Raw genomic sequence first — 13,687 nt, forward strand, 5'->3', positions numbered from 1 at the left:
TAGCTGGGCTTCTTGCGTTTTTATTGAATACAAATTGAGGCTGATCTGATTCTGTAGCGATCGAATGGTTATCTGAAAATGATCGGATTAGCAGTACGCAAGTATGCCATTATGCAGGGTACGTTTTCGAGCTGTACACATAGCACAAAAGAAAAAGCCAGCGCAAAGCCCTGGCCTTTCTATGCGACACCAATATGAATTTTAATGACAGTTTTTCGTGTTTCAACAACAGGACAAAGCTATCCATCGGCTATTACACGAACGTTACGCCAATGTTACGGTAGAATTATCTTTGCACCGATGATTAATCAACCACTCCATTCTGTAAGCCGACGGGATTTTCTTTCCAGAAACCATTGACAAACCGGTACTGGATCTGGTCACCTTTCTTTAACAGAAACGTTGGAATCTGCTCCAGTTGAAGCGGTTGTGCTGGCAGTTCACCTTCGTATAGTACGTGCACCGCTTGGGCCGGAAACGTGTCATCCTGTGCTTTTCGGACTGGAAAAATAAGAATACCCTCACGTCGGAGAGAAGGTAAATCCAGCTTCGATAAGTCCGCAACAGAGCTGAGCGTATCAGTATAGGCATAAGCAGGGGTCAGCGTAAGACCGGTGGCGTCAATCTCCTCCAGACCATAAAATGTCGACAGATCACCAATATCGTCAATAATGCTTTTGTAGGAGAATGCGTTTGCAGCCTTGTCATTTACTTCATTATGATTGATCCCCACATCGACAATAACGGGGTGGCCATCGCGCATGACGGTAGCGTTGCGGATCAGAACATCGAACAACGGCCTGCCATTTTCAGGAATAGCCTGATAATTGGCCGTTTCTTCCTGCCGGTACGAGCCATCGGCAATTGCTTTCAATGCCGATAGGATGGCCACAAAATTTAGCCGCCGGATGGCCATTTTTTCTGAATCCCCTTTATACCCGCCCGACTCAATCAGGATCAGCGTTGTTCCCCACTTCTGAATGTTGTCGCCAAACGCCCGCGGCTCAAACTCATCGTCATAACGCGCAATCTGACCCGGTATAAATTGTTGCAGCACCCGGTTCATACCCACAATGAGCTGCATCGATCGCTGGCGAACGTCGTTGATGTTCCGGTCTTCATCGAAAGCCGTCGCCAAAAATGACACAACTGCCTGTTTGCCGGTTTTGCCGACGCCATAGCGCGGATTCTGATCATGCAGATTGAAGCCAACGAGGGGCTGCAGCGTTTGTTGCAGATTTTTAAGAATGGCTCCTTCCGGCGTCTGTAACCGTAGCGCATCGCGGTTCATATCAATATCCGTAGCGGTTCGGCGCTGAAACCGCTCGGCACCATCGGGATTCAGCATCGGCACAAAATGCAGCGTAGTCTTTGTCAGTATCGTCTGGCGTAACTCGTCGAAACCATCGTTTCGAGCCTGTAAAAAGTTAAAAATATCGAAGAGGGCCATGGTCGCCGTCGCTTCATCGCCGTGCATCTGGCTCCACAGCAGAACTTTAGTCTGCCCACTCCCCGCTTTTACCTGATAAATAGCTCGTTTTTCCAGCGATTCACCCACCTGACTGATCGAAAGGGGGTCGCTTAAGGCATTTAGCAACGGTACAATATCCTGGTGCTTGAATCGACGATGGGTCAGTTTTTTTTCTTTAAACGTTTCGTGTGCGTCGTGCAGCCGACGCGCCAGGTCCTGAGCGGACGAAAAAGTTGAGATCATTAGCAATACAAATAGAAGGCCAGAAGTAAGGGGAGCTATCATGCTGAGTCAGAGTTTCTGGCTGAGCCATAGTCCACCAAAGGAAGCCAATAGGCAAAGTACTACGTTCAGCACGATATTCAGCAAAGCCACACCGAATCGTCCGTTTTGCAGCAGCGCGGCCGTATCGTAGCTAAAACTCGAGAATGTACTGAGACCTCCGCAAAAGCCAACACCAATGAACAAGCGGACTTCTTCACCCGCCGACCGGCTTATGACCCAGCCAACCACCAAACCGAGTACAAAACTCGCCAGTACGTTGACGATCAGAATGGCATTGGGAAACGGGGTGCCCAACAACGTAGCGGGAATCAATCGTCCGGCCATGTATCGCGTCAGACTGCCGATGCCCCCACCCACAAACACCAGCACGTACGGGTGCATAAACAAGGCTCTCATACCGACAAACTTACAAAAAAACGCCATTGTAGCCGTCCGGGAGGGTTGTAGCTTCTCGCAACAAGGGCTTTTTTCCTTATCATTGTAAGATTACCGTTCCCATTATTCAGCATCTTACGTTCACCTACCGTGCAATGGCTCAAAACCAGCTCAAAAAATTGTTAGGCGTCGGGTTCGGCGTGGCCGTAACCATTGGCGGTACGGTAGGTACAGGTATTCTTCGGAAGCCGGGACCCATTGCCCACGATATTGGCAGTCCGACGCTGATTATTGCCGTTTGGCTGGCTGTTGGGCTGTATGCCCTGGCAGGTTCGTTGTCGGTTATGGAGTTAGGTACAATGCTGCCCAAAGCGGGGGGCTGGTACGTATACGCCCACAGGGCATTTGGCAATTATATCGGGTTTATCATTGGCATCAGCAGTTGGCTGGGCAGCGTATCAGCTATGGCGTTCGGGGCGGCCGTCATGAGCGAGTACATTGGGCTGCTGTCTCCCGCTATGGTATCCTATCAAAAAGCTATCGCCATCGGAATTTTGATCGCTTTTGTGGCTTTTCACTCCATTGGCGTACGTTTAGCCAGTAGAGCGCAGGAGGTTATGAGCGTATTGAAGGCCGTAGGTTTACTGGCGTTTGTTGTTGTTTGTTTTGCGGTAACACCCGATAAACCAATACCCGCCGATACGGTCAGATCACTCGCTGAAGGAAACATCTGGGTTGGTATTCTGGCGGCTTTACAGGCCGTTTTCTACACGTACGACGGCTGGCACACGGCCGCTTATTTCACCGAAGAAGATGTAGACCCAAGCCGTAACTTACCCCGGTCGATGATCAGAGGAGTCCTGCTCATCATTGGCATTTATATTCTGGTCAATCTGGCGTTGCTCTACGTACTGCCGGTATCGGCGCTGGCCGGGTCAAAACTACCCGCTGCCGATGCGGTACAGTTGCTGTTTGGGCCGGGCAGTGCTCAGGTCGTTACGTTCCTGCTGATGATTTCCATTATGGGGATTATCAATGCACAGATTATGTTTAACCCGCGCGTTATTTTCGCAATGGGACGCGATGGCTTATTTTTTCGGTTTGTTACGCAGGTCAGTGAAGGCGGCACGCCCATCAATGCTACAATTCTGACAGCCGGAGCCTCCATTCTAATGATTCTGACCAATACGTACAGCAAGTTATCTGACATTGCTACGTTTTTTTTCGTACTATGCTACGCTTCCTGCTTTGCGGCACTGATCCGCCTGCGCCAGACCGAACCCGATTTACCCCGGCCTGTTCACGCCTGGGGATACCCTTTTTCAACCTGGACACTGCTGATTATTTCACTGGCGTTTCTATTAGGCGTTGTCATCGGTGATTTTTCGAGCAGTATGTATGCCATTGGGTTCATAGCCATCAGCTATCCAATTTACCTGTTGGTCAAGCGCTGATTGTATGAACGGATTAATTGGCGAAAATGGGATTGATGAAGCCGTTACGTACCAAAAGGGACCGCTTCAAATCCGGGTACGCAAAACGGCGGATGTAGCAGCCGTAGCCTTGCTTAAACAGACCATTTATGGCACCAATGGCATTCAGTACCAGCACATAGGTCAGGAACAAAAAATACGTCAGCTCTCGAATCCTTTTTTCTTTCACCTGTTTTTTGCTGATGAGCTGATTGGTATGTATTGCCTGGATGAGCGAACTGTCAGTATACAGGCCGGGGAATTTATTCAGGCGTATTATGGTCGTTATTTAGCAATAGCCCGCGCGCATCAGGGAAAGGGGTACGGACGGTTGATAAAAGAGCAGGCGATTCGATACGTAGAAGTAAACTGTCAGGAACCGCTCATTTTTTACTCTTTTATTGAAGAAAAAAACAGCCGCTCGTTACGTATATCGCAAAGCGAGGGCTTCAAGTCTGTTGCTACCTTAAAAACATTTGTCTTCCGACGTTACGCGCCAAAAATTGCTCCTCAGTTTTCGCGCATCTCTATTCAAGACAACGGCAGCCTGAAGAGTATTCTGAGTCAATCCTACAAAAAACATTCCCTCACGACGCTGGCGAAAATTGGTCATGAAGGCAATTACTTCACGCTCCTGGAGAAGGACGACGTAATAGCCGGGGTGCAGGCTAATCCGGTTTGCTGGAATTTTCTGGCGATGCCCGGCCGGATTGGCTGGATTATGATGAATATTCTCCCACGCTTCTCAGCAACCCGCCGTTTTTTCAATCCATCGCAATATCAGTTTGTTGCTTTAGAAGGCATTTACGTGAAAGAGGGCCGGGAAGCGGAATTGCCGGTTCTTCTGGAAAGTGTACTGGCTTATTTTGGGTACCATTCAGCACTGCTACAAGTCGATATAACTGATCCGCTAAACCGTTCGCTTTCAGACACTAAAAAAATGGGACGATTAAGTGGTTACCAAAAAAATATTCTTACCCACGTAATGGTAAAAGCAGAGGACAAGTCAATAGTTGCTAAACTTTCAGAAAAACCCGTTTACGTTTCTTCCTTTGATTTTACGTAGCCTGATCTTTCTCAATATTTCGGTCTGTGTCGTGTATAAAAGTGTTCACCCATGCCTTTTATCATCTTTTCCCGTCGTACGTATCAGCTTGTATTCGGGCTCCTGAGTTGCGCCCTGATATGGTCTTTTTATAACCGGGCTGAATATTACGATGAAGCCTGGTTTGCCGAGCAATCATTCTGGCTGATACGCGACGGGCAGGTTCGGTCGGAATTATTCCGTGGCTACAATGGCTGGGAACACGGCATCTACGTCTTTCACAAGCTCTTCATCTATGCCGGGGCACTCGTGATGCACGTAACGGGCATTTCTGTTCCATCCAACAAAATTGTCAGTATATTTTTTGGCTTGGCAGGCGGGTATCTGGTCTGGTTGTACGGGCGTAACCAATCGCGTGAACAGCAGTGGCTGTCGGTTTTACTCTATTTTGGCTGTGGTACGTTAATTCGGTTCATCTCTGTCAATCGCCCCGAAACCATGTGCATGGCGCTGGGATTTGCCTCTTACCTTGCCCTTGATCCACCAAAGCCCTCCCCGACAAAACCTTTGCTGGCAGGTATACTGGCCGGATTATCAGCCCTAACCCATCTGAATGGCCTGATTTACCTTGTCGCTGGCACGATCTGGCTTTTTTTAAGGAAAGGCTGGCGCCCGACAATTCGCTTTGCTTTAGCTGGTTCCGTTACGTTAAGCCTGTATGTACTCGATGCCCTTTTGGATGGCCAACTGCAAACCCTAATCGCACAGTTTCGCGACGATCCTGCTACTCAGGAGAATATGAGTCTGGCTAGTAAGCTCATGGTTATGGTCGACTATCATCAGATTTTTTTCCACAGCCAAAACGAGGCTGCCTTGAGCGTATTGGTCCTTCTCTGCGCCCTCGCCTTCCGAAAATACATCCAACTGACACAACCTCTCTTACTGTATACGATACTGATAATCATTTCATTTTGGTTGCTTACCAAAAGTGATACCGACATTTATTATCTCCTGTTTGTCCCCTGGCTGGCGGCTCTTGCCGCTTTTTGGCTGGTCCATTACGTACCTAGGCAGCCGCCCTGGCAATTAACAGTCGCTCGAATTATGTTGGTTGGTTACAGCGCGATAGCCATTACCCAGTTTGTGTACGTTATAAACGAGAATAGAAATACCCCGGATATAGAAGCGCATAACACCCTGCTAGCCTCGCATATGCCACATCGACATACAAACGTAATTGCCCCTATTGAGTTCTTTTTCGGGCAGATGGACAATTACAGAATCAAAGGGTTGACTTACTACTTCCTGCTGGAGGATCATAATAAACCAACGCTGTTAGCAACTTTTTTTGAGCAGGCTAATCGAGACAAGGTAGCGTATGTCATCAGCGATCATCGGTTAAATGCGAGCTATGAAATCCCGATAAATGCCCCAGCAAGAATTGGCGCTTACCAACGTATTTTTAAAGACGAATGGAACAGTATATATGCCCGGCAACCGGATAAAAACATAGAAATCCATGACTTACAGTAAAGTCTCTATATCTTTTTCAGCACAAACTTTATTCTCCGCATAATTTGCGGAGAATAATCGTCTTAATCACCGCATACTATCCTACTGTTCATTCACCCAGTTACTGGCGGACACAGACTAGCTTTAAAACTGCTCGTGAATTGTCTTTAGAAGTTCGGCCGTACGTTGGCGCATTTCACTAACCGACTGAGTAAAATTATTATGCATGATACTGAAATACAGGATCTTTCCATGTTGTGTAAGTACGTAACCGCTCAGGTTATATACGCTGGTCATTGAGCCGGATTTAGCAAATACATAGGGGTTTCCATTCATTGCCATGCTCCGCAACGTGCCCGACTGACCAGCGGCAGGCAACAGGGTAAACAGTCGTTGCTGAGGCACTTTCGTATAAATCCGACCTAACAGATCAATCAGTACGTTCGGTGTGAAAAGATTATAACGCGACAGACCCGACCCGTCTACCCACCTGGCCGGAAATTGCCCTTTCGATGCAGACCCATAATGCAAAACACTGTCAATCAGCCGATTTCGTTCTGAGTCAGGGTCAAGCATAGGCTTGTTACGCTCTGCTGCGATCATAAACGGAATCTGTTCGGCAAACTGGTTATCGCTCACGTGCAGCATGCGCTTGTAAAGCGAATCGGCCGGGGCACCCCGCAACAATCGGGTAGTTTCGGGCATGGGTAACTGAAGCACATTGACGGGTTTATGAAGCGAATCAGCCAAAAGCCGGGCAGCCAGATCAGGCGACCAGCGAAAAGGTACGTCCTGCCGCAATGGTTTACGATCAGCCGAGTGCACAAATTGATTGCTGAATTCCAGACGACGCACACCACTTGCCGGTTTACCATCTGTAAGTACACTATCGGCGAATTGGCGCGGACTTATCCGACCATTCCGAAAACGAACAACATTACCATAAATCGGCAAAGCCGCCAGTTCAGGCGAGTAATCGTCGCTATAATCATCCCAGGCCCAGCCGGGTCCAAACCGTGGCCCATCGTAATTAGCTGGGGAGAAGAATAATTTTTCGGGTCGATTTCGCAGAAAAGCCAGAGCAGCTGTATCCACTACGTCGGGGTGCAGCAGGAGCGGATTTCCTGTTCCCCAGAAAATAAGTGAATCATTCCGAACAACGTAGCGCAGAGCCGGAAGCGAATCGGGTAGGGACAGCAGGCCAGCGTAAAAACTAAAGAGCTTGGTGTTCGATGCGGGGGTGAACGGCTGGTCGGCGTTGTGCTGAATGATGGCCTTTTTACGAACGGGATCGTACAGGGCAACCCCCGTAAAATGATCAGTATAGCCTGGTTTCGTTTGCAGTTCATGGCTTAATCGCCGGGCAGGTGAGCAGCCATTCAGCCAGCTAGTGATCAGCAACGATACGACGATGGCAATTTGTTTGTTCATCAACAGATGGGGCTAATACGCTGTAAACGAAAAGGATAAGACTCAGTGCACAACGATGATCTTCTGTGTCAATACCGAGTCATCAACGGCGAGTTGCACAAAATACAAACCAGCGGCTAATGCGCTTACATCAATCTGCTCACTGATTTTTGTACCCCTTACCTTTACGTAAGTCTGACGAACGATTTGCCCGGATGGGTTGCTGATACGTACCTGTGCATCCGAAACAGGTTTAACAAGATCGGCTTCCAGACGTAATAACGCATCTGTAGCTGGATTGGGCGACACAATCATCCTGCCGATTTTTGTTGGTTCGTTTGCCAGAACCAGGGCAGCCGGCGCCTGAATACGAAGGTTATCAATGGCCCAGCCCCAGCCGTGAGCCAGTTGATCGGCAAATAATCGGAACCGAATCAGAATCTGTTCACCCGCCTGAAACGCTCCGCCCGGCCGCAAAATTGGCACATCGCGATGCCTGAACAGGGCTGGATGCCCCACAGCTGTTGAGTTTTGCTCAGTATACAACCCATTGGTCAAACTGCTTTGGTAGTAGCTCTGCCAATCATTTATATCATACGAATCATAACCGTCGCGGATGGGTAACCACGTATGGCCATTATCTCTGGAACCTTCCAGAATCACATAATCGTAAAAATTGGGATCGCCGAAATGGCTGCCGGGATAGGCCGGTTCAACCAGCACAACCTCGTCGTAGCGGATAACGGCACTGTCGGGATTGTTTTTTATTCGAATCGGTGCCAGCAACGTATAATCATAGTTGCCCTGAAACCGAAAATCGGTGCCGTTTTGATAGGGATGTTCGGAATGAATAGCGGGATCGCCGAAATTAGTGGGGGTGGCGATACTGAACCCTCGCCCGACGAAATCATTCGCTGTAGATGCCTCATTAAACGAATTAACGTACTGGTCGCGAACCGGGAGCTGCGCCACTACCGAAAGCTGATAGCTCCCCGTAGCGGGACTTGTCGTCTGATTTTTTGCTTTCGAACCATCCTGCGCAACAATTCGGTACGTGATTTTATCCCCGGCTTTCAGCGAGTTTGCCGGAAACGTAATGCGGTTTACATAGACGCTGTCATACGTAATGTTATCAATCGTTTGCACCGAATAGGTCAATGGCAGATTCGGCTGAGCCACACCATTGATCTGATAATCAACGTACGCAGTCGATATTCCTGTCATGTCATCGGCAATGCGGGCGTAAATGGGCAGGCTATCAGTCTGATTCGTTGAAAAAACAGCCGTTTTTGACGGATTGTACAGGATAAACGGTGCCGTTTTGTCGGGGCCTACCCAAACATGATGCCAGGTCTGGGCGCCAGCCAACAACTTCCCTGGATTGGTGAACGTGCGGCCAGAGGCATCCTGCACCTGAAAAAAATACCAGATTTCACCCTGCGCTTGTGCAGCCGGGAGCGTAAACCTATACTCATCAGTGTTGCCAACCCGGGTAAGCGGAACGTTCGCATAAGATAGTGTATCGTCGGCAATGGGTTTTGTTTTTCGATAGAATAGCCTTGACGAGCCAGCAACTATAGCTGTATCGCTGATAATACGGGTACTAAATACGAAATCGCTGACCTCTTCATTAATCAACGGTGGCGTGTGCAGCACAGAGGTAGTTTTCCACTCCAGGTCGGAAAAGAACGTAAGCACCAGTGGACCGGGAGTATGAATCGATTCGGCACGCCCCAGGTGAGCCCGCATCAGCGAATTAACGTTTCCGGCCGGATATTCTTGGTCGTCCAGATGATAAACGCTGTACGTCAGATCAAAGTCGAAGGGCGAAAAAAGCTTGATTCGCCCACCGGTCCGCTGCCGCAGTACGTCTCCGTTCAAATAAAGATTATACCCCGACAATACGCCCTGCAACTCATCGGTATTGTTTGGAAACTCTTTGGGTGAAGCGGCAACTCGTTTCCCCTGTCCACTTTCCAGAAAACAGTCATAAACGGATGGAAGAGCCTGCGTATAAACGCCTTTGTCATTCACTACGTCGAAGAAGCCGATAAATCCTAACCCGTGAGCCAGCTCATGCAATACCGCCGTTACCAGATCGCTCTGCCCTTTCGGCGTTTTTCCGTCCGTACCGTAGTACCAGTCGTTATTGCGGTTAAAATCAGCAACAATATCCGCTTCGGTAGAACCATTAAGCTCCCGCCGGGCAATCTTTTCGGCTAGCGCTATTGGGTAAAAAGCCTGCGCTTTCTGCCCCCGTCGAATCTATTCCGATACGATGCAGGTCCGGCCGACCCCAACAGATTTGGCGCCAGCGATACCCAGTTTGCCTGAATCCGTATCGGTACGGGCGATGTGATCAGTGTTGACCAGATATCGACGGCATATTGAAACGCCTGCCGGGCTTCGGCCGTAAAATTGGTGTAAGTAACAATGAACTGCGCTGTTGGAGCTGCCAATCGCCCATTCGCGCTACGTTGCCTAAGAAAAGCTGCCGGTGCTGCAACACGCGAAAACGTGTTCGTGTCGGATTTATAAAAACTCAGCTTCGTTCCCGGAATAGACGTACCGACCTGGTTTGAACCAGGTTTTTGACCCAGTGCCGAATTGGTCACCAGCAATCCAAACCCTAAAAGCACGCCCAGCGCGTTCCAATACTTCATACAATAGCTTGTTAGCGCTCATTGAACGCTCATTTTCAGAGATCGACAAGACGACTGACTCACTCTGAATTGGCCGTACGCTTCAGTACCAGAGAAACCGAATTTAAGCAATAGCGCAGACCGGTAGGCGGTGGGCCATCATTGAATACATGGCCAAGGTGGGCATCGCAAATGTTGCAAAGCACTTCAATCCGGTACATGCCGTAGCTATAATCTTTTTCCAGCCGAACCCGATCTTCCTCAATGGGTTCGGTAAAACTCGGCCAGCCCGTTCCCGACTCAAATTTGGTTTTTGACTCAAATAATTCTGTATCACAACAAACGCAGGCATAAATACCGGGGTCATGTGCTTCGCAGTATTCGCCCGTAAAGGCTCGTTCAGTACCTTTTTGCCGCGTTACTCTATATTGCTCTGGGGTTAGAATTTGCCGCCATTCTTCGTCTGACTTAATTACCTTCTGAATCATAATTTTTCCTGTTAATGGTTGAGTATACTCTATAAACGTAAAACCCCAATTCTACCGATTTCTCCTTTCGCGCTGTAAATTTGTAAAATCGTTATTGGACAATAATCATCCGGAAGCAGTTAGCATCAACGAATGACTATGGGCCAATGACGATCAACGAATAACCTGTGACTAACAAATACCTGCTTTGACCATTCGGCAAATTTTACAGCATTTTTGGGGATATTCCAACTTCCGGCCCATGCAGGAAGATGTAGTAAACACCGTACTGGCTCAGCAGGACGCGCTTGTACTGATGCCAACGGGCGGGGGCAAATCTATCTGTTTTCAGGTACCAACGCTAGCCATGAAAGGCGTTTGTATTGTGGTAACTCCTCTGATTGCGCTCATGAAAGATCAGGTCGAGCAACTACGCAAGCGTGGTATACCCGCTGCGGCAATTTATTCGGGGATGCATTACCGGGAAATCGACTCTACCCTCGACAATTGCATTTACGGCAATACTAAATTTCTTTACGTATCGCCCGAACGGTTGCGGACCGAAATTGTCATCGAGCGGGTGAAGCAGATGACCGTTTGCCTGCTGGCAGTTGATGAAGCCCACTGCATTTCAGCCTGGGGTTATGATTTTCGGCCACCCTATTTGCAGATTGCTGAGTTTCGGCAACTTATTCCCACTACGCCCGTCATTGCCCTGACCGCTTCGGCTACTCCCGATGTGCAGACCGATATTGTCGATAAACTTTCACTACGCAAACCGGCTATCTTCAAACAGACGTTTGCCCGGCCAAACCTGTCGTATTCGGCTGTGCTGGAAGGAAACAAAGACGAAAGGTTGTTACGTATTCTGCATAACGTACCGGGCTGTGCCATCATTTATGTACGAAGTCGTCGGCAAACGCAACAAATCGCTCAATGGCTGGTAAAACAGGGAATCGCTGCCGATTTTTATCATGCCGGACTGACAACGCAGCAACGTACCGAGAAACAGGATGCCTGGATTCAGGACAGAACGCGGGTTATAGTGGCGACCAATGCGTTTGGTATGGGCATCGACAAGCCGGATGTACGGGTTGTGGTGCATCTGGACGTACCAGACTCCCTCGAAGCCTATTATCAGGAAGCCGGACGGGCCGGGCGGGACGGCCAGAAAGCCTATGCTGTAATGCTTTACAATGCGGCCGATCTGGATCATTTGCGTCAACGTACCGAACAACTTTATCAACCCGTTGAGATGCTGCGTCGGGTTTATCAGGCGCTGGCGAATTATATGGCTGTACCCGTAGGCGGTGGCGAATTCAACAGTTATGACTTCGACATTGGCGCGTTTACCGCTACCTTTAATCTGCCTCCGCAGGAAACCCATTACGCACTTAAACAGCTACAACTGGAAGGATTTATCCAGTTAACTGAAAATTACTTTCATCCGTCGCAGCTCGCCATCGTACTGGACAACCGCGAGCTTTACGAATTTCAGGTCATGAATCCGCGCTTCGATTCATTTCTGAAGCTTTTACTGCGGCTATATGGTGGAGAGTTATTTACCGACTTCGTCACCATTTCGGAGTCGACACTGGCGCGTACGTTTCTGATCAACCAGAACGAAATTGAAAACCTGCTTCAGCAATTGCATCAGCGGAATGTGGTGATTTACGAAAAGCAGAAAGACAAGCCGCAGCTAACCTTCCTGACGCCCCGCTTTGATGCGCCAACGCTGCCGATAAAAATTGCCGAGCTCAACCGACGTAAAGAACTGGCGTTACGTAAAGTGCAGGCGGCTGCTATTTACGTCGAACATGCAACCCAATGTCGTACCCGGCTCTTACAGGCGTATTTTGGCGAAAAACCGGGGGAAGCCTGTGGTATCTGCGATAATTGCATCAAAAAGAAAAAGAAGTCAGAGACGGCTTTAACAGATGTTCGTAAGCAGGTCCGTGAATACGTAGCTTTGGCAAATGGACCGGGCGTATCCCCCAAACAATTGGCCCATTATTTTGCCCAAACCGACGCCGATACCCTTTCGCGAACCCTGCAGCAAATGTTGGCCGAAGAGGAAATCCGCTACACCAAAAGCGGAAATTTAACGCTGAATTTAGGGTAGAAAGAATACCAAACGTCCCGGCTCTTTCCTTACATCCCCACGGTTTACTATTTATCCCAGAAACCTGCTATTTATCCCTTTCTTGGCGATAGAGCGCCATTTGGCAGTTATGTTTGCTCCATCGAACATCTCAAACAAGATCAACTACACACGTTTAAACAACCTAAAGCATGAAAACGCTTATTGCAGTTATTCTTACATTCTCCTTTTGCATGAATGTCGTTTCCGCTTCGGCACAACAAACTACTTCAACGACAGCTGTCTCTACAGCAACGTACAGCCTAACGGTGGTGATCTCAAACGTAAATAACCGTACAGGCAAATTGTACGTTGGTCTGGCCAACAACCCGGCTAGCTTCGATGGCGAATCCAGTCAGCAAAAAGTAGTGGATGTACCCGCTTCGGGCGAGATACCGGTTGTGTTTGACGGACTCACGCCCGGCCGCTACGCCGTACGGCTGTATCAGGATTTGAATGGCAATCAAAAAATAGACTTCGCCGGTCAAATACCCTCCGAACCATTCGGTTTTTCAAACGTAACGATGCTGATGGGCAAGCCGGACTTCAATGAGTCGTCATTCGATTTAAACGAGAACAAAACCATTCGAATACGCATGATCGAAATGTAGAGCGTTACGTTCTTCAGATGATTTATTTGACCAGCAAACTAGCAACTTTTCGCCTTTTAAGAAAAAAAATGGTTGTTTTGACGAAAAGTAAATCAAACGCTTTATTTTTGTGGCCTCAATGCGGGGTGTAGCGCAGCCTGGTAGCGTGCTACGTTCGGGACGTAGAGGTCGTGGGTTCGAATCCCGCCACCCCGACCAGTTGAAAGAATCTGACACTGAAATAAGATTATGAATAATACGGTTAACAACATGATTTG

12 protein-coding genes and 1 tRNA gene are annotated in these 13,687 nt (G+C 48.6%); 7 read left to right on the plus strand and 6 right to left on the minus strand.

The annotated features are described in order from the left end of the window. Positions 1-304 precede the first annotated feature (304 nt). Both LN737_RS03285 and crcB read right to left on the minus strand, forming a co-directional pair. On the minus strand, positions 305-1,714 hold the full coding sequence (locus LN737_RS03285) for a M14 family zinc carboxypeptidase (protein ID WP_405516189.1): 1,410 nt from the start codon (positions 1,712-1,714) through the stop codon (positions 305-307). A gap of 48 nt (positions 1,715-1,762) precedes the next feature. Further along, positions 1,763-2,179, minus strand: coding sequence for a fluoride efflux transporter CrcB (gene crcB / locus LN737_RS03290; RefSeq protein WP_405516191.1), 417 nt, complete (start codon positions 2,177-2,179; stop codon positions 1,763-1,765). Positions 2,180-2,286: 107 nt separating this feature from the next. Between crcB and LN737_RS03295 the strand changes: the two genes are divergently transcribed. From LN737_RS03295 to LN737_RS03305, 3 genes are read left to right on the plus strand one after another with little or no spacing between them, the layout of a single operon-like run. Then, positions 2,287-3,585, plus strand: coding sequence for an APC family permease (locus LN737_RS03295; protein WP_405516193.1), 1,299 nt, complete (start codon positions 2,287-2,289; stop codon positions 3,583-3,585). Between the two features lie 4 nt (positions 3,586-3,589). Next, entirely contained in the window at positions 3,590-4,669 is a 1,080-nt protein-coding gene (locus LN737_RS03300; protein WP_405516195.1) for a GNAT family N-acetyltransferase, read from the plus strand. A 51-nt stretch (positions 4,670-4,720) separates the two neighbouring features. Continuing rightward, positions 4,721-6,181, plus strand: coding sequence for a glycosyltransferase family 39 protein (locus tag LN737_RS03305; protein ID WP_405516197.1), 1,461 nt, complete (start codon positions 4,721-4,723; stop codon positions 6,179-6,181). Positions 6,182-6,304: 123 nt separating this feature from the next. Here LN737_RS03305 and LN737_RS03310 read toward each other — a convergent pair whose 3' ends face one another. Both LN737_RS03310 and LN737_RS03315 read right to left on the minus strand, forming a co-directional pair. Then, the gene (locus tag LN737_RS03310) at positions 6,305-7,591 is read right to left on the minus strand and encodes a D-alanyl-D-alanine carboxypeptidase (protein ID WP_405516199.1); all 1,287 of its coding nucleotides are present in this window, start codon (positions 7,589-7,591) and stop codon (positions 6,305-6,307) included. Between the two features lie 42 nt (positions 7,592-7,633). Further along, positions 7,634-9,652 (minus strand): T9SS type A sorting domain-containing protein, encoded by a 2,019-nt coding sequence (locus LN737_RS03315; RefSeq protein WP_405516201.1) that lies wholly within the window; start codon positions 9,650-9,652, stop codon positions 7,634-7,636. Here LN737_RS03315 and LN737_RS03320 point away from each other — a divergent pair. Beyond that, a complete protein-coding gene (locus tag LN737_RS03320) occupies positions 9,647-9,793 on the plus strand; it encodes a hypothetical protein (protein WP_405516203.1) in 147 nt (48 codons plus the stop codon). The two genes, LN737_RS03315 and LN737_RS03320, sit on opposite strands and share 6 nt — an antisense overlap. Before the next feature lie 2 nt (positions 9,794-9,795). Here the strand turns inward: LN737_RS03320 and LN737_RS03325 are convergent, their stop codons facing one another. Then, positions 9,796-10,233, minus strand: coding sequence for a hypothetical protein (locus tag LN737_RS03325; RefSeq protein ID WP_405516205.1), 438 nt, complete (start codon positions 10,231-10,233; stop codon positions 9,796-9,798). Positions 10,234-10,292: 59 nt separating this feature from the next. Beyond that, complete coding sequence (msrB, locus tag LN737_RS03330; protein WP_405516207.1) at positions 10,293-10,700, minus strand: peptide-methionine (R)-S-oxide reductase MsrB; 408 nt, start codon at positions 10,698-10,700, stop codon at positions 10,293-10,295. A 187-nt stretch (positions 10,701-10,887) separates the two neighbouring features. Here msrB and LN737_RS03335 point away from each other — a divergent pair, with 187 nt between their 5' ends. From LN737_RS03335 to LN737_RS03345, 3 genes are all read left to right on the plus strand, one after another. Further along, positions 10,888-12,801: an ATP-dependent DNA helicase RecQ gene (locus tag LN737_RS03335; protein WP_405516209.1), complete on the plus strand. Its 1,914-nt coding sequence runs from the start codon at positions 10,888-10,890 to the stop codon at positions 12,799-12,801. A 170-nt stretch (positions 12,802-12,971) separates the two neighbouring features. Beyond that, positions 12,972-13,430: a DUF2141 domain-containing protein gene (locus tag LN737_RS03340; protein WP_405516211.1), complete on the plus strand. Its 459-nt coding sequence runs from the start codon at positions 12,972-12,974 to the stop codon at positions 13,428-13,430. Between the two features lie 121 nt (positions 13,431-13,551). Beyond that, positions 13,552-13,628, plus strand: a tRNA-Pro gene (locus tag LN737_RS03345). Positions 13,629-13,687 lie beyond the last annotated feature (59 nt).

Source organism: Spirosoma sp. KNUC1025, from assembly GCF_045160025.1.
Lineage (GTDB): Bacteria > Bacteroidota > Bacteroidia > Cytophagales > Spirosomataceae > Spirosoma.